Origin of the sequence: Zobellia galactanivorans (assembly GCF_000973105.1) — a bacterium.
Classification (GTDB): Bacteria; Bacteroidota; Bacteroidia; order Flavobacteriales; family Flavobacteriaceae; genus Zobellia; species Zobellia galactanivorans.
This window is the reverse complement of the sequence record NC_015844.1, coordinates 4469951-4486968: the sequence shown is the minus strand read 5'-3', so window position 1 is coordinate 4486968 and position 17018 is coordinate 4469951. Positions and strand designations below refer to the sequence as shown.

Below are 17018 nucleotides of genomic sequence, written 5' to 3'. Positions count from 1 at the left end.
AGCCCATTAAGGCACTTAAACCCAGTAATACACGATATTTGCAGTAATGTGAAAGCGGAATAAACTTAAAACTTTAACAGTATGATGTAGTAGTGATGTAGTATCGTAATTCCATAAAAACTAGATATGTAGGAATTAGACTTACTTTAAGCACCCCTATTTGAACTTGATGAGGAAATTCGATAGGTTCTGTGAACTATCTATCCCCAATTTCTTTCGTAAACGGTACCGATGTATTTCCACTCCCCGAATAGAGATAGCCATTAGCGGGGCAATTTCCTTACTGGTAAGGTTCATCTTCAAATAGGCACAAAGTTTTAAATCTTTAGGTGTAAGTTTTGGAAACTGTTGCAATAAATTGTCGAAAAAGTCATCGTGCAGTTCTTTAAAATTGACCTCGAAATTCTTCCAATCTTCATTCTCATTGATCGAGCCGTCCAACTTCTTGGTCAATGAGCGGTAACGTTGCTTGTTCGGAAAGGCATCCTTGTTCAGCACCATCAAATCTTTAAGCTCTAATATGAGCTCGTTCTTTTTGGCTACGCTCATGGTGGTTCGGGCCAGTTCGGTCTGCTTGCGTTTGATTTCCTTTTCCAACTTTTCTTTCTCCAACTGTGCCAAACGCTCGTCTTGTTCGCGCTGCAGACGTATTTTTAAAAGTTCGTGCTTTCTTTTTAACTTTTGTCGATTGTACCATCTCACCCCCAAAATCACGGCTATTACCAACACCAAGTACCCTAACATACTCCAGTTTGAAAGGTACCAGGGCGGAGCTATATTGAAGGTAATGGTCTTTGGGGCGCTCTTTCGGTTATCCATACTTACGGTATGAACGTTCAAATCATACCTGCCATGGGGTAAATTTTGAAAATTGAGGGTACCCTCGGTAGTGTATGCCCCTTGGTAAAATGGCCCTTTAAGTTCATAATAGTATCTCGGTTGGATCATACGCGGGGCCGCAAACTGAAACCGCAAATCACGGGACTCCGCATAGGCCACCTCAAACACCGTATCGTTGATGGAATAGCGCCTATCATGGGCTCCAAAAAATGAAAGTTCCGGAACGGGAATCGTCGCGTTATGCAACTGACGTTGTAGTTGGGTAAGGTTCATTTGGGCGAAGCCATCGCTCAAAGTCAAAAGATATGTAGAATCGTTTCGCCTAACGGCCCGTTCCATATCGGGCATCAAGCGCTGGTTCAACTGAACCTCGCTGATAGCAATGGCATTCTCTCGTAGATCCGTATATAACAGTTCTTTGGTCTCCCCGTCCTTTAAAAACCAGAAATGCTCTCCATCCGTATAGATCAAGGACTTACCCGTAAAGGGTTCGAACTCCTTTAAAACATCTATTTTACCTACCAAGGGATCGTACTTAAACCATTTTCCCTCGCTCTGTAAAACAATCTGGTTTTTGATGTGATACAGTTTTACGTTATAAATATTAGGGAGTACCGACGTATCAAAAACCGTCCTTTCCTCTACCTTCGATAGATCGGCGTTCAACCGAAAGCGGAATAGTCCCTTATAATGATGGGCGGCCCAAATGGTCTGCTTATCTTCAAAGCACAGTTGTTTCACCGGAAAATCGATACCTAAAATCGTACTAATATCCCATTGCCCGTTGGGCTGCTTTTTGAATTTGGCCACGCCTGTATAGGTGCCCTGCAAAAAAATATCGTTCGTTTCAGGTACTTTAACAAATTGATACCCCCCTGCCCGATCCGATATTTTGGTCAGCCTTTCGCCTTCCAATTTAAAGGTTCCGGTATTGTGGCCGGCCAAAACATCGCCACCGATCGACTCAACGTCCCAAACATGGCCCTGTGAACCTTCAAAAAAATGCAATTCGTCTTCCTTAAAGTAATAGATACCCGTATTGCTTCCCAAATACATGGTGTTTTCTTGTATGGCCACATCGTGTACCGTGCCCAAGGCTCCCGTATGGTCGGTGTAAAAGGTAATGGGTGAATTCACTTGTACACGGTCGATACCATTTTCCAGACCTACCCAGAACTGATCGTTGAACCCGGCCAAAGAAAGCACCGTATTGTTCTGAAGTCCTGTTTTTCTATTGAGGTTGCGAAATATTCCTTCATTATAATCAAATAGGTAAAGTCCGTTCTTGATCGTTCCAAAAACAATTTCCCCCGTGTCCAAAGGCAGAATTTTATTCAACTGGTACTCCTTTAACCGGTCGTTCATATTTTTGTCGATCGGGGTAAACTCTCCGTTATTTAGAACCACACAACCATTCAATTGCGTTCCGATCAAAAGTCCCCCCTCAAAAGATACCATGTCAGTTATGGTCTGATCCTCAAATATTTCATTGTTAGCTACGGGCTCCAATTTTTGTCCCTTGAGCCAATAGAGCCCCATGTTTTTTGCCGCTACATAAACTTCGTTATCGTAAACTGCCAAACCCGTTATAACGAAATCGGGGTCTATGACGTTTATCTGCCCCTCTTCATATTTGTATAGGGTGGAAAATGAACGAAAAACAATAGCATCTTGAAAAGGTTGTATTTGCCAAAATTCCTCACTGGTAAAGGTGTGGTCCTTAATAAGGTGGGTCAACGAAGTATAATCAAGCCCTCCCTGATCCGTGGTCTGCCAATATCCGAATTCTTCGTAAGACCCGGTGTAGATCTTATCCTTAACCGAGGCTACCGAACGAAGAATGGTAGCATTGGGGAGTTTGTTCAACACCCATTCTTCGCCGTTAAAAGAAAGTAGCCCCTTGTCATTGGCCGCAAAGACCCTTCCGTTATCATCTACCGTAATCCCCCAATTTTGCGCCCCTGCATTGTACTCAAAGACTTTATAATTATAAATTGGGGGCAGCAAGGTTTGGGCGCCTAGGCTTAAGGACCAAAGAAATACAAGGGAACCTATGTAATACCCTATTCTCATCAACATCTCTACTTTACATATTAAATAAAGGGCTTCGCCCCCACTAGAATTACGAACAAAGATAGGTAGTTTATGGAAGCTTGGGTGCGCTGTTCTTCCGTGAAAACCCTAGTCATATCGTAATCCTAAGAAAATGTATCTTAAATACCACAAGCCAAGTTGTAAAAAACTAGCTTTTACCAAGAATCGTTTTATACGCTTCCATCCTATGGATATAAAACGGCACAGCCCCCAAAAAAGGCTTATAAAAACCCGTAAAAAAATGTAATTTACACCTTTATTGAATTGATGCATATACCCTTATTTCTGGACGAAATACTTGTAAGGAAGCACATTTGAACAAGTACTTTTCTTTCGTACAGTCACGGTATCAACAACTTATAGTTATAATTTATGGATTTAATGAAAGAACACGAGATGTTTATGCGACGTGCCATTGAAATGGCCGCAAAGGGAATGAACTCAAATGCAGGCGGTCCTTTTGGCGCCGTAGTCGTTAAAGACGGCGAAATAATTGCGGAAGGACATAACAAGGTTACCTCTACGAACGACCCTACCGCCCATGCCGAAATGGTAGTTATTAGGGAAGCCTGTCAAAAATTGGACAGTTTTCAATTGACCGACTGTATTATTTATACCTCTTGCGAACCCTGCCCCATGTGCCTTGGCGCTATTTACTGGGCCCGACCCAAAGCGGTTTTTTACGGTTGTGACAAAGCAGATGCCAAAGCCATAGATTTCGATGATCAATTTATTTATGACGAACTCGACAAAGATATGGAAGACCGGCAAATAGGTTTTAAACAAATGCTTCGGGACGAAGCCGTAGAGGTCTTTGATAATTGGGCCTCAAAAAACGACAAGACGAAGTACTAGGGAAATATCCGAAGACAAATACGGAACAAACGTTTCGCCCTTTATTCATTATCCCAACCTAAACTACCATGACCGAAAAAGAAAAGATGATGAAGGGCGATGCATATGATTCGCGTGACCCGGAATTACTCAAAATGTATCACAGGGCCCGTAAACTACTACAGGCCTATAATAGCCTAGACTCCGAATTACCCGAGGAAAGGGAAAGGCTTTTGACCGAATTACTATTACACAAAGCCTCCGGTGTATGGATTGAAGCGCCGTTCTTCTGTGATTATGGGGCTAATATTTCTATTGGCGAAAATACCTTTGTGAACACCAATTGTATGTTTATCGATAATAATAAAATTACCATTGGCAAAAACGGATTGATAGCCCCTTTTGTTCAGATTTATACGGCTACGCACCCTTTAAGGGCATCTGATAGAATTATTGAAGATGGGAATTCTACCCGCTATTTAACCAACACAAAACCCGTTGTAATTGGAGATAATGCCTGGATCGGAGGAAACTCCATCATCTTTCCCGGTGTAACCATTGGCAACAACGTAACCATAGGTGCCGGTAGCGTTGTCACCAAGGATATACCGGATAATGTACTAGCTTATGGCAACCCTTGTAAAGTCATCAGAAGCCTGTAAGTAAAGGGAGAAACAAGAAATCCCCAGATTTTTTATCCCTATCGAGGCATCCCTTTATTTCAGATACTTTACCTGAAGGGGAAACTGTATTTTTTTCGAGAAGTCCTCCAAGTAATTTTCCCATTCTTTCGCATTGGCAAATTGCTTGCTTTCCTTCCATGTAAAACCGGCATAGTATACGACGCTGCCCTCTTGTACACTTAGGCCCGCGTAGACATTGTTTTCATCAGGGCGGCCGTTTTGGTATTCTTCCACCTCTACAATACGTTTGGGCTCGGCTACAATGGCGGTTCCCAATTCCGAATCTTCATGTGGCTGCCAATAACTTACATAGCCTTTATCTTGGGCTACGCTCACTTGTCCGTCATTTTCATGCATGGTCAAACCAACCGAAAGCTTATCCGTTCCCCTAACCTTAATTTCAAATCGAGAAAGATTGGAGCCATTATCAAGTGAAATGTGTTTTTCTTCCTTTATTATATCTTCCCCGGCCTTCCAATCCTCATATTTTAGAACAAAGCTAGTGCGAATAGGTCCCTTGGTAAGCGTTTCATAACTGGTGAAATTCTTGGAAACGTGGTAGCTAGAATCCCTTTTTACGGCTATACCGCCTACGCCCCTACTAACACCTACATGAAAATTGTCTAGACCTTCCCCGGTATCCTCATGATAGCTGCCGTCGGTTTCGAGTTCCTTCTTGTACCATTTGTTTATGATAGGGTAATCTACCTTTTTTAACCAAGCGTCAATCCCGCTGGACAAGGTGCCTCCGGGGACCCCGTCTTCTTTTAATTTTTGCGCTGTTGGACCATAGGTTCTAAACGCAACCCGATTATTTTCCCATGCATAGTCGTCGGTACGTTCGGGAACGAACCTTGAATAACAAAGGGGATCGGCTTCCTCAATTGTTTTTTCTTCGGAAGCGATTATTTCAAATAGTTTGCTCTCTCCGGCATCGACCTCGGGCTGAAACAAGAGTTGGTCCAAACTTCCATCACCATCCAAATCTACCGCTTGTGAAGTGACTTTGTTTTGGGTGGCCAAATCAAAGATTTCATACGATTTTGCCGACGCCCGAATAGCGTTCTTAAAAGGTATTGCCGCTAAATCGATTTCCAACGTTTCAAGCGACCTCGCTTCGTTCAAGGGGTTGACGATTTCAATACGATAGCGGCCCTCTGTGGCGTCAGTGCATCCCAACTGTAACAATGCCCCGCATACGCCTAAGGTAAAAAAGAATTTTAGTCCCATAGCATTAGTTCTCGTTAGAAGGTTTTCCGATGGTAGCCAAAATTCCCCCATCGACATACAGTACATGTCCGTTGACAAAATCACTGGCCTTAGAGCTTAAAAAGATTGCGGCCCCTTGAAGCTCGTTGGGGTCGCCCCATTTGGCGGCCGGTGTTCTATTGATAATAAATTCGTTGAACGGATGCCCATCGACCCGAATAGGTTCGGTCTGGGAAGTCGCAAAATACCCTGGTCCTATTCCGTTCACCTGTATATTGTGTTTGGCCCATTCCGTAGCCATGTTCCGGGTCAACATTTTGAGTCCGCCCTTGGCTGCGGCGTAGGCTCCAACGGTATTTCTTCCCAATTCGCTCATCATGGAGCAAATGTTGATGATCTTTCCCTCTTTACGGGCGATCATGCCTTTTACCACGTGTTTTGAAACAATAAACGGACTCACCAAGTCAACATCGATAACTTGCTTAAAATCGGATACTTCCATATCCTCAAGGGGCGTTCTTTTGATGATTCCCGCGTTGTTCACCAGAATATCGATTTCACCGACTTCCTGTTCTATTTTTTGGATCGCTTCCATCACGGCCCGCTCATCCGTCACGTCAAACTTATATCCGTGGGCGGTAATACCTTCTTTTTTATACGCCTTTAAGGCCGCGTCTATCTTTTCTTGGGATGAATTTCCGTTCACAATCAGTGTAGCGCCCGCATTGCCCAAACCTTTGGCCATAGCCATACCCAAACCGTGTGTACTGCCTGTAACCAAGGCTATTTTTCCTTTTAAATCAAATAAAGAAATGCTCATATCTATCGTAGTTCTGTAATTTTAGCCACATCCATATCGTTGTAATCGAGGTTCTCTCCGGCCATGCCCCAGATAAAAGTGTAGTTCGAGGTTCCTGATCCACAGTGGATAGACCATGGTGGGGAAATGACCGCTTGATGGTTCTGCATCCAGATATGACGGGTTTCCTGGGGCTGCCCCATAAAATGACAAACAGATTGGTCTTCAGACACATCGGTATAAAAATAGACTTCCATACGACGGTCGTGAACGTGTGCTGGCATAGTATTCCAAACACTTCCGGTCTTTAGTTCGGTCATTCCCATCTGAAGCTGGCAGGTGGTAACGATACCCCCAATGATCATTTGGTTAACGGTTCGGTGATTCGCCGTTTCCAAGCTACCTAACTCTAATTTATTGGCCTCCGCCCTACTTACTTTTTTAGTGGGATAGGCCCTATGCGCAGGAGCGGAATTAAAATAGAACAAGGCCGGGGCATTGGCATCATTACTCTTAAATATTACCTTTTTGGCCCCTTGACCTATATAAAGGGCATCCTTATGATCGAGTTCGTAGGTAGTACCATCAACTTCGACGCTGCCCGAGGCCCCAACGTTAATTATACCTATTTCCCTTCGTTCTAGAAAATAGTCCGATTTCAACGGATCTATTGCCTCAAGTGCCAAAGGCGCTTCCGGAACGACTCCCCCGGTAATGTATCTATCGTAATGGGAGTAGGTCATGTTTATTTTTCCCGGCTCCAGTAAATTTTCAATCAAAAACTCTTCACGCAATTGAGTTGTATCATATTTTTTTACCGCTTCCGGACTTGAAGCATAGCGCGTTTCATAATTCACATTCATATCTAATTAAGGGTTTGTTTTTTTTAGAATTTCAGCACATAAAAGTAGCCTTAACCGCACTAAACATAAGGGGGATATCATTTTAAAACAGGGGGTGTATAAGTTTTTATCGCCTATAAGCCTCCCTAACACAATATAGACTGGTGAGGTAACAAAAGATTCGCTAACTTTTGGCCTAAGAAACCAAATCAATCCATGAAGTTTCATTTCGCCATTCTTATATTATTGACCCTTTTCGGACAAGTTCAGGCCCAAATACCTGATGTCCCCGCAAAGGAACTGGAGTTTAAAAATTATTCTACCGAAGACGGACTCTCACAGCGTTCCGTGGTTTCAATAATTCAAGATACCAGAGGTTTTCTTTGGTTCGGCACGCGCTACGGACTCAACAGGTTCGACGGCAAAAAATTCAAAAACTACTACTACGATGCCACGAACAAAAACAGCCTTAGCAACAGCTGGGTAAAAGTACTCTACCTCGGCCCTAAGGGCACGGTGTGGGCGGGGACCAAAAACGGACTCAACAAGTACAATCCCGATACGGATGATTTTACCCGTGTACGTATGCCCAATAACGGGGACAGGCCTTTTGAAGGGGAAATTTTCGACATTGGCGCTGCCGACGATGAACATATTTGGGTGTCCGCCGAAAAAGGTCTGATGCGCATTAATACCATATCTGGGGAAGTGCACGATTTCAATCAATTGCACAGCGATTTAGAACTAGACCCCCATACGGTACTTTCCGTTCTAAACCCTAAAAAGACCCATCTTTGGTTTGGCAATCCTAAAAAAGTTTTCTTTTATGACGATACAAAAAAGCAGCTAGAAACCTATGACTACCCCTCAAACCAATCACCTGAAAAAACTAAAAATTACCACACCGTTCTATTCAAGGACCAAGGAGGCACCGTTTGGCTGGGCTATAACGGAGGGCTGGCATATTTTAATGAGATAACACAAACTTTTTCGGATCTTTTAGACCCACAAGGAGCCTTAAGAATAGACAGTCCCGTTCGCACCATCCATGAAGAAAACGGAGAGGACTTATGGGTCGGAACGTACAACGGACTCTATATCTACAACCGTAAAACTAAGGATTGGACCCTCTATAAAAACAACCCGGACAATCCCAAGAGCCTCAGCCAGAATTCCATTTACGATATTACGGCCGACTCTAGGGGCGACCTCTGGATCGGTACTTGGGCGGGCGGAATCAGCTACCTGAATCGAAAATCAAGCATTTTCAAAAACTACCAAATCGGCTCAAACGGATTGAATTACCCCGTGGTCAGCTCGATCATAGAAGATAACCATAACAACCTATGGATCGGTACCGAGGGCGGTGGACTCAATTACTTCGACACCTCACAGAAGAAGTTCACCTATTTCACCCATGTCAATTCCGAAAAGAATTCTATTGCCAGCAACAATGTCAAGGCCATGGACAAAGACCGGTTCGGCAATCTTTGGGTAGGCACGCACGACCAGGGGCTTTCTTACGCCTCCGTTCAAGACGATAAACTTTCCTTTAAAGATTGGAACTCGATAGCCACCCCCTCATCAAGGCCGAACAAAAACCGTATCACCTGTCTGTTCGAAGATGGTCACGGCAACGTCTGGATGGGTACCGACAATCGCGGATTGAATTTTTACGACATTAAATCAGGAAACAGCTTCAGGGTGGGAGACCCTAAAAACATATTGGGCACCTTTGTCTCCATCATTACCCAGCCCCAGTCCGATGGCAATATACTTGTTGGAGGAGAAAACGGCCTAGGTTCCGTTTCGGTCGATTCAAGGGAAATCACCCGGATAGCCTTTAAAAAAGAAAGCGATGACCCTTACGACATCAAAAAGGTAATTAGTATTTACGCCTCTACCCCCACCCTCCTGTGGATCGGGACCGAAGGTGATGGCCTATACCAATACGACCTAAAAACCCATAAATCTACCCGCTATGGCGTCAACAGCGGCCTTCCCGATGAAGTCATTTACGGAATCTTGCCCGACGACCTGGGCCATATATGGCTTAGTACAAACAAGGGACTCAGCAGATTGAACATCAACTCTGGGGAAATAAAGAACTATTCACGGGCCGATGGCCTGGTCAACAATGAATTCAACTACGGCGCACATTTACGGACGCAAAATGGGAAATTGGCTTTTGGCGGGGTTAATGGTTTTACCATTTTCGACCCTAAAGAGATAGAACGCGATTCTTTTATCGCCCCAGTGGTCATTGAAAAACTGAAAATCGCCGATGCCTCCGAAATAACCATAGCCCCCTCCACTTCACATTTTGAACTGAAGCACGACGAAAACGACATTACCTTCGATTATGTGGCCCTCGATTTTTCAAGGCCCCAAAATAATAAGTACGCTTATAAACTCGATGGTTTCGACACCAAGTGGAATTTCAGCGGCAACCTAACAAGAGCTACCTATACCAATCTAGACCCAGGCAACTATACCTTTCTCGTAAAGGCCTCCAACAGTGACGGCATCTTCAATGGGGAGGTGGCTTCCCTTGAAATAAGCATAACCCCACCTTTCTGGAAGACTTGGTGGGCCTATCTACTCTACTTTTTGGCCCTAGGGGGGATTTTCTTGCTGGTAAGAAGGTATACCCTTATCCGCATCAAAGAACGGCACGATCTTAGAAGGGAACGACAGGAAAAGACCCAAATGCAGGAACTGAACCGCTTAAAACTACAGTTGTTCACCAATATATCGCATGATTTCAGAACACCGCTAACCTTAATTACGGCCCCGCTACAGCGACTTATCGAAGAGAAAAAGGATGATCCGCAGCTACACAGACAATTAAGCGGTATGCAACGGAATGCCCGTATTTTACTTCAACTTATAAATCAATTATTAGACTTCAGAAAGGCCGAAAACGGAAAGCTGAAACTAGCGTTTTCAAAGAATGACATTATACCCTTCGTAGAAGACACCAAGGCTTCGTTCAACGAACTTGCCCAAGACAAAGGCATCAATTTTGTGCTCATAGCCCCAAAACCACCATTGGAAGTCTGGTTTGACCGTATCGAAATGAAAAAGGTAATCCTGAACATTTTGAGCAATGCCTTTAAATTTACCCCTCCCAACGGAAAAATAAGTATACAGATCGAAGCCAAGGACGATTCGGTCGACATTCTAATAAAAGATACCGGAAGCGGCATCAACCAAAAAGACATCGAATTTGTTTTTGACCGCTATTTTCAATTGGGCCAGAAAAACGATTTGCGTTCAGGAACAGGTGTGGGGCTAGCCTTGGCCAAAGACATAGTAGATCTGCACCACGGTAAAATCTCCGTAGAAAGCGAACTCGGTAAAGGCTCATGTTTTTCGATCAGCCTTCCTTTGGGCAAGGCCCATTTAAAGCCCGAAGACCTCACTTATGATGAACGTTCCGAAGAAAACGACCTTTTAGATTATTACGACCCCTCGATTTTAAAATCGACCTGGGTCAAAGATGAAATCGAGACCGCCCCGAACCTAGACGACAGCAAACAGACCATATTGGTGGTCGAAGACAATAAAGAGGTCAGAACCTTTGTAAAGGGAATCTTCAATGATGAATTTAACGTGATAGAGGCCAATAACGGTCGAATGGGAATAGAACTGGCCAAGACCAAGAACATAGACATGATCATTAGCGATGTCATGATGCCCGAAATGGGCGGTATTGAAATGTGCGAATCCTTGAAGTCCGACGTACTTACCAGTCATATTCCCGTAATCCTTCTGACGGCAAGGACCTCTTCCAAAATTCAGAAAATAGGATTCGAAACGGGAGCCGATGCCTATGTCACCAAACCTTTTGAAGCCCACCTCTTAAAATTACAGGTACAAAACCTGCTAGCTACGCGAAAAAAATTGGCCAAGAAATTCAGAAAAGACCTGGTTCTTGAACCCAGTGAACTGAAGTTAGTATCTACCGACGAGGTCTTTCTGAAAAATGCGGTCGACATTGTAGAGAAAAACCTCTCGAACGCCGAACTCAATGCCAGTTTCCTAAGTGAACATATCAACATGAGCCAATCGGTACTATACCGAAAACTCAAGGCCCTAACCGGCAATACCATATCGGAATTCATCCGTGGCATTCGCCTCAAGAAAGCGGGCCAACTCTTACGGGAAACCGAATTGAACATCAACGATGTGGCCTATGAAGTAGGCTTTAACGACATCAAATATTTCAGGGCCTGTTTTAAGAAGGCCTACGGAAAAACGCCTTCCGCTTATAAAAAACAACAGCCTTTTGACCCTGAGCGTGTCTAAAAATCTTAAAGTCCCCCTTTAAAAACGCATTTCCACCCCCTTTAAAAGTAGTATCGGCGGTAGTTTAGCACCAAACCGAAGACAGGAAACAAAATACGCTCATACATTTAATCGCGACCTGACTTCATAATCTATACCAATGAAACTAACAAAAATCGTTTTACATGCTGCATTGGCCTTTTTAATGTGCGGCTGTACCTTTAAAAAAGAAGGGACTAAACCCGACCACAAAGAAACAACCACTGTTAATGTCGATGAAATTGTCATCAAGGCGACCAAACAATTAGACCTACAATCTAAAGTTGCGGAGCAAGCAAACCGCATCCCCAGAACAGTGACGCCAGAGGGGGAAATGCATTGGACCGGACAACAATTTGACTGGACGGAGGGCTTCTTTCCCGGGAGCCTATGGTATCTTTTCAAAGCAAGCCAAGATGATATTTGGAAAACAAGGGCCGAAAAATTCCAAGCCCTTTATGAAGATCATAAATACAAGACCACCAATCACGACCTAGGCTTTGTCTTTAACACCTCGTACGGTAACGGATACCTTCTTACCGAAAATGAAGCCTTTAAAGAAGTAATGATCGTAGCGGCCGATTCGCTTTCCTCCCGGTTCAACCCCAACGTGGGGTGTATTAAGAGTTGGGACGTTGATCGAGGATGGCAAGCCTCACGAGGTTGGTTGTTTCCCGTGATCATAGACAATATGATGAACCTTGAACTACTCTTTAAGGTTTCGGAATACACAGGCGACCCCAAGTACAAAGAGATAGCCATTACACATGCTGAAACTACCTTAAAAAATCATTTTAGGGACGATAACAGTTCGTATCACGTAGTCGATTACGACCCCGAAACCGGAGCGGTACGATCGAAACAAACGGCACAGGGCATTTCCCACGAAAGCTCTTGGGCCCGAGGTCAGGCATGGGGACTTTACGGCTATACCATTTGTTACCGTTATACCAAAAATCCCGAATACTTGAATATGGCAAAGAAAATCGCTGCTTATATCATCGGTCAGAAGGCGCAAAAAAACGGTATTCCCTATTGGGACTATCACGCCGAAAATATTCCTGACGAACCCTATGATGTATCGGCCGCGGCCATTACCGCTTCGGCGCTGCTAGAATTGAACCAATATACCAATGATACCTATAAAAATGAGGTAGAAACCATTTTGACCGCTTTGGCTTCGGATGAGTTCACCGCCCCAATCGGTACCAACCATAATTTTATCCTTAAACACAGTGTGGGCAGTATTCCTCATAAAGCTGAAATCGATGTTCCCTTGAACTATGCCGATTATTACTATCTTGAAGCATTACTAAGGTATAAAGAACAGTATCATGAAAATTAAGCTAGTTGGCTTGTTCTCCTGTATTATAGGCATGGGCTGCGCCGCACAGGAAACTGCGGTATGGACCAATTATAAGAATGCCGCGAAGTCCCATACCGAACCCATATTGCCCAATTTTTCCTATGCCGGCTACAAGTTCAGTGAAATCGGTATTCCCGAAGAAAAGCACCGGGTTTTTAACGTACAGGATTTCGGGGCACGGGCCGATGACGGTATTTCCGATAAACAGGCAGTCGTTGAAGCCATAAAGGCTGCCGAGGCAAACGGAAGCGGAATAGTCTATTTTCCTGCGGGAAGGTATCATTTCAACACCCCTGCCGACGATTTAGACCCCATACAGATCAGGTCTTCCAACATCGTTTTTCGGGGGCCGAAAAAGACTTCCGAAAAGGCCGTCCTGTTCTTTGAACGCGATATACCCCCCACTGTACCAGAAAAAATATGGACCTCGCCCTATGCCATACAGACCAAGGCTTCCGAAAAAAGTCGGTTCATAACCGATATCAAAGGAAATGCCACAAGGGAAACCCATACCATAGAGGTTGCCGACGCTTCCCAAATTAAAAAGGGCGATTGGGTCATTGTGCAGCTTAAGGATAATGACCCCGAATTTGTTGCCCAAGATATCCACCCCCTTCCACTAAATCCCAAATGGAGGACGATCATTGAAGAGGGCGTACAGGTCAACGAACGCCATAAAGTGGCATCGGTATCGGGAAATACCGTTACTTTTGTCGACCCTATCCACTACAGCATTTCCGAGCGACAAAACTGGAAACTGTATACCTTTCCCCACCTTTCCCATGTGGGCTTTGAAAACCTAAGTTTTGAAGGCAATTGGAAAAAAGAGTTCGTACACCATAGATCGGCACAAGACGATGGCGGATGGAGTATTTTAAACTTATCGGGGCTCGTTGATTCTTGGGTAAAAGACTGTAGGTTCACCAATATCAACAGAGCCATATATTTTTCACATTCGGCGGCCACTACCGCCATTAATGTGGTCATCGACGGAAAAATAGGACATAGTGCCATTACCGTAGGCGGTGGCTCCACGGGGGTTCTATTGGCCCATATCGTTGACGAGGCCGGCATGCAGCACGCTTCGGGCGTTGGTGGGGGCAGTACCACGGGTACGGTAATCTGGCGCTCGAAACACCCCGCTCATACCAGTTTTGAATCGCATGCCTCACAACCCCGCTCTACCCTTTTCGACAATGTTGAAGGTGGCTTTTTCAAGGGAAGGGCTGGCGGCGCCATACAAAACTTACCGAACCACGGACGCCATCTCGTATTGTGGAATTATAAGGAAACCGATGAAGCCGAAACGAATTTTCCCTTCGTCGCTACCGAAACCTATTACTGGCGTATGGTTCCCCCCATTATCGTAGGGTTTCATGGGGCGGGCACCACTTTTAAAGAAGACGAAGTACAATTGATAGAAAGCCTAGGCAGCCCCGTACAGCCAGAATCCTTGTTCGAAGCACAACTGCAATTGCGCTTGGGCAAATTGCCCCAATGGATATTAGACTTAAAAAATAGCTTAGCAAAAAAATAAAAACGACTTGCCATAATGCGAATAGTTACGATAATGACAGCCTTGCTTCTTGCTGTGGGATGCGCCGAAAAGAAAGAAGCTATAACTACCGCTTCCAAGGATGCAAAGCAGCCCAATGTTTTGATCATTTACCCTGACCAATTAAGACGCTACAGTGCCGGTTTTTGGTCTAAGGAGGAATACAGAAAATACGTCATAGGAAAACCTGACCCCGTAATTACCCCTAATATTGACCAATTGGCCGAAAATGGGGTGGTCTTCACCCAAGCGGTCAGCAATTTCCCCTTATGCAGTCCCGCAAGAGGCATGATCTTATCGGGGAGGTACCCCGAACAAAACGGGATATGGAACAATTGTAGAAAAGACCGAAGCGAAAGCTTAAGAGACGACATCCCTACGATAACCGACCTGTTCTACGAGGCGGGTTACAACACCTCCTACTTTGGTAAATGCCACTGGCTCAAGAACGAGGCCCTGTTCGACGAAAACGGGACATACGTAGGCTCTACCGAGGAACCGGGAGGGCATTACATCAATCGATACGACACTTATGTGCCTCCAGGGAAATCTCGCCATAGTATCGAGTATTTTTACCAATCTATTCGAGATACGCATTACGATCCGTTGGTCTACAGTAACGACCCGAATACCGTAGCGGGTAAAAAAGATGGCGAATTGCATCAACCCAAGACATTTACACCCAAGAACGAAGCCGAAAAAATCAAGGCTTACCTTGAAAACAAGCATAAGCTCCGCGATTCCGACAAGCCGTTTTTTATGATGTGGTCGATCAACCCACCACATAACCCCTGGGACGATGAAAACACCGATATGGAAACCTTGGCGAAATATTACAATACAGATAAGTTTCCGCAAGACAGTTTATTGGCGGTACGTGAAAATGCCGATTTAAAGGTAGCCAGCTATGTACGTCATTATTTCGCCAACCTCACTAGCGTAGACCATTATATTGGCGAAGTAATGGAAACCCTGAAGGAAATGGGGAAACTCGACAACACCATCATTATCTTCAGTTCAGACCATGGTGAAATGCTGGGCAGTCATGGTAAGGAAGGTAAAAATGTATTCGAAACCGAAGCCTTGGCCATACCTTTTATCGTGCATTGGCCTAAAGGAATAAAGGCCGGAGGCATCAACGATGTGCTTTTCAGCGTACCGGATGTGCTGCCTACCGTTATGGGATTGGCAGGTATGGGGCAAAAGATTCCCGAAGCGGTTCAAGGATATGATTTCTCCCCTCTTATAATCCCTTCTAGCGATACAAGCATTGAAAAACCGAAGGGAGTTTTACTTATGCTCGCCAAATCGAGGGGCATACTTACCGACCGCTATACCCTTTGCGTAGAACAAAAGGCCGACCGTAGGAACAGAACACCCGATGATAAGGATATTTATCTCTACGACAACCTAAAAGATCCTTACCAGCTGAAAAGGCTGGGTCTTGACGAAAGGCCCCAAGAAGCTGCTGCGCTTTTACAGCTTTTAGGTTCGGAATTAAAGCGGACCAACGACCCTTGGTACCAACAAAAAAAGTTCAAAGATGTTATACGGTACGAATAAGGTACCCTTACATCTTTGAACTTAACAACACTATTACGTAAACTATAAAAATTACCTTAAAAAGTCTTTCATAGGCCTTGTTTCATCGAAGACCTTGATTTTTATATTCCTATAAAATATTTCAGCAGTTTCTGCCTGTAGTCCTATTTCCCCTTCGGAATGACTGAGGTTGGTCAGCACATTTACCACTTTTCCGTTGAGTTTGTAAATGGCATACGCCTTGCCCATCACGATTACCTCGCATTGGTTCCATTGTCCATCAAGCGCATGGTACTCCGCATCTTTATGGGCCTTGTGCTCCCCTCCGCGATGTTCTTGGGCCACGCCCCCATCCTCTTTTGATAGATAGGTCCTTAATTTAGGGTTCGCCTCGGAATTGTCACCATACCAATCAAAGCTTGCCCCCGAATTCCACACACAGCCCGTGTGGTTCTCGTTTCGGGTATCATCGTAACGCACTTGATACTCCAATCCCTTAGGCCAAATATTCACGTCGAAAACATGAAAGTACATACCGGCATCATACTGAAACTTATCATAATTATTAAAAACTTTATCACCCCACTTATATTCAAACTTAAAGCTGTAGCGACTGTACTTCTCTTTGGTAAAAAACATACAATGGGTGCCATTTTTTCCCGTAACCCTTCGGTCTCCATCGGGAAAATTTTTATATACATGCATTTCCCCATTATCGCCCGCAGAAAATACCTTTTCGGCCAAACCGGGCGTTTTGTCTCGGCACATAATGTTCCAGTTCCCCATATCCTTCCCATTGTAAAGGGAAACGTAACCGTCCTCATCCTTAGCGGAATCGGACGGCGAAACGTTCTTGGCCTTACATGAGAAAAGGAAAACGCTTATACCCGCTACGGCAATAAATCTCAAGTGTTTCATCTAGCGT

11 protein-coding genes are annotated in these 17018 nt (G+C 44.4%); 6 read left to right on the top strand and 5 right to left on the bottom strand.

What is annotated here, in order from left to right; translation table 11 throughout:
• Nucleotides 1-156: 156 nt before the first annotated feature.
• Nucleotides 157-2919, bottom strand: coding sequence for a helix-turn-helix and ligand-binding sensor domain-containing protein (locus tag ZOBGAL_RS17945; RefSeq protein ID WP_013995140.1), 2763 nt, complete (start codon nt 2917-2919; stop codon nt 157-159).
• Nucleotides 2920-3315: 396 nt separating this feature from the next.
• On the opposite strand from ZOBGAL_RS17945, the gene ZOBGAL_RS17940 reads away from it, so the two are divergent.
• Together ZOBGAL_RS17940 and ZOBGAL_RS17935 are read left to right on the top strand one after the other, a co-directional pair.
• Nucleotides 3316-3789, top strand: a complete 474-nt coding sequence (locus ZOBGAL_RS17940) for a nucleoside deaminase (protein WP_046287582.1) — start codon at nt 3316-3318, stop codon at nt 3787-3789.
• A 68-nt stretch (nt 3790-3857) separates the two neighbouring features.
• The gene (locus ZOBGAL_RS17935) at nt 3858-4430 is read left to right on the top strand and encodes a sugar O-acetyltransferase (protein ID WP_013995138.1); all 573 of its coding nucleotides are present in this window, start codon (nt 3858-3860) and stop codon (nt 4428-4430) included.
• Between the two features lie 54 nt (nt 4431-4484).
• Here ZOBGAL_RS17935 and ZOBGAL_RS17930 read toward each other — a convergent pair whose 3' ends face one another.
• The 3 genes from ZOBGAL_RS17930 to kduI are packed head-to-tail and all read right to left on the bottom strand — an operon-like array spanning nt 4485 to nt 7322.
• Nucleotides 4485-5681 (bottom strand): DUF4861 domain-containing protein, encoded by a 1197-nt coding sequence (locus ZOBGAL_RS17930; protein ID WP_013995137.1) that lies wholly within the window; start codon nt 5679-5681, stop codon nt 4485-4487.
• A gap of 4 nt (nt 5682-5685) precedes the next feature.
• Entirely contained in the window at nt 5686-6480 is a 795-nt protein-coding gene (locus tag ZOBGAL_RS17925; protein WP_013995136.1) for a gluconate 5-dehydrogenase, read from the bottom strand.
• A 2-nt stretch (nt 6481-6482) separates the two neighbouring features.
• The gene (gene kduI, locus ZOBGAL_RS17920) at nt 6483-7322 is read right to left on the bottom strand and encodes a 5-dehydro-4-deoxy-D-glucuronate isomerase (protein WP_013995135.1); all 840 of its coding nucleotides are present in this window, start codon (nt 7320-7322) and stop codon (nt 6483-6485) included.
• Nucleotides 7323-7517: 195 nt separating this feature from the next.
• Here kduI and ZOBGAL_RS17915 point away from each other — a divergent pair, with 195 nt between their 5' ends.
• From ZOBGAL_RS17915 to ZOBGAL_RS17900, 4 genes are all read left to right on the top strand, one after another.
• Entirely contained in the window at nt 7518-11612 is a 4095-nt protein-coding gene (locus tag ZOBGAL_RS17915) for a hybrid sensor histidine kinase/response regulator transcription factor (RefSeq protein ID WP_013995133.1), read from the top strand.
• Between the two features lie 139 nt (nt 11613-11751).
• The gene (locus ZOBGAL_RS17910) at nt 11752-12975 is read left to right on the top strand and encodes a glycoside hydrolase family 88 protein (protein WP_013995132.1); all 1224 of its coding nucleotides are present in this window, start codon (nt 11752-11754) and stop codon (nt 12973-12975) included.
• Nucleotides 12965-14533: a DUF4955 domain-containing protein gene (locus ZOBGAL_RS17905; protein ID WP_013995131.1), complete on the top strand. Its 1569-nt coding sequence runs from the start codon at nt 12965-12967 to the stop codon at nt 14531-14533. The genes ZOBGAL_RS17910 and ZOBGAL_RS17905 overlap by 11 nt, the downstream gene beginning before the upstream one ends.
• 33 nt (nt 14534-14566) lie before the next feature.
• On the top strand, nt 14567-16114 hold the full coding sequence (locus ZOBGAL_RS17900) for a sulfatase family protein (protein WP_231854770.1): 1548 nt from the start codon (nt 14567-14569) through the stop codon (nt 16112-16114).
• A gap of 51 nt (nt 16115-16165) precedes the next feature.
• Here ZOBGAL_RS17900 and ZOBGAL_RS17895 read toward each other — a convergent pair whose 3' ends face one another.
• Nucleotides 16166-17011, bottom strand: coding sequence for a 3-keto-disaccharide hydrolase (locus ZOBGAL_RS17895; RefSeq protein WP_013995129.1), 846 nt, complete (start codon nt 17009-17011; stop codon nt 16166-16168).
• Between the last annotated feature and the right edge of the window lie 7 nt (nt 17012-17018).

Bases quoted from the DNA above. Each gene is read 5' to 3' on its own strand.
- ZOBGAL_RS17900 (WP_231854770.1), top strand. From the start codon at position 14,567: ATGACAGCCTTGCTTCTTGCTGTGGGATGCGCCGAAAAGAAAGAAGCT.
- ZOBGAL_RS17925 (WP_013995136.1), bottom strand. From the start codon at position 6,480: ATGAGCATTTCTTTATTTGATTTAAAAGGAAAAATAGCCTTGGTTACA.
- ZOBGAL_RS17910 (WP_013995132.1), top strand. From the start codon at position 11,752: ATGAAACTAACAAAAATCGTTTTACATGCTGCATTGGCCTTTTTAATG.
- ZOBGAL_RS17915 (WP_013995133.1), top strand. From the start codon at position 7,518: ATGAAGTTTCATTTCGCCATTCTTATATTATTGACCCTTTTCGGACAA.
- ZOBGAL_RS17940 (WP_046287582.1), top strand. From the start codon at position 3,316: ATGAAAGAACACGAGATGTTTATGCGACGTGCCATTGAAATGGCCGCA.
- ZOBGAL_RS17905 (WP_013995131.1), top strand. From the start codon at position 12,965: ATGAAAATTAAGCTAGTTGGCTTGTTCTCCTGTATTATAGGCATGGGC.
- ZOBGAL_RS17945 (WP_013995140.1), bottom strand. From the start codon at position 2,919: ATGTTGATGAGAATAGGGTATTACATAGGTTCCCTTGTATTTCTTTGG.
- kduI (WP_013995135.1), bottom strand. From the start codon at position 7,322: ATGAATGTGAATTATGAAACGCGCTATGCTTCAAGTCCGGAAGCGGTA.
- ZOBGAL_RS17895 (WP_013995129.1), bottom strand. From the start codon at position 17,011: ATGAAACACTTGAGATTTATTGCCGTAGCGGGTATAAGCGTTTTCCTT.
- ZOBGAL_RS17935 (WP_013995138.1), top strand. From the start codon at position 3,858: ATGACCGAAAAAGAAAAGATGATGAAGGGCGATGCATATGATTCGCGT.
- ZOBGAL_RS17930 (WP_013995137.1), bottom strand. From the start codon at position 5,681: ATGGGACTAAAATTCTTTTTTACCTTAGGCGTATGCGGGGCATTGTTA.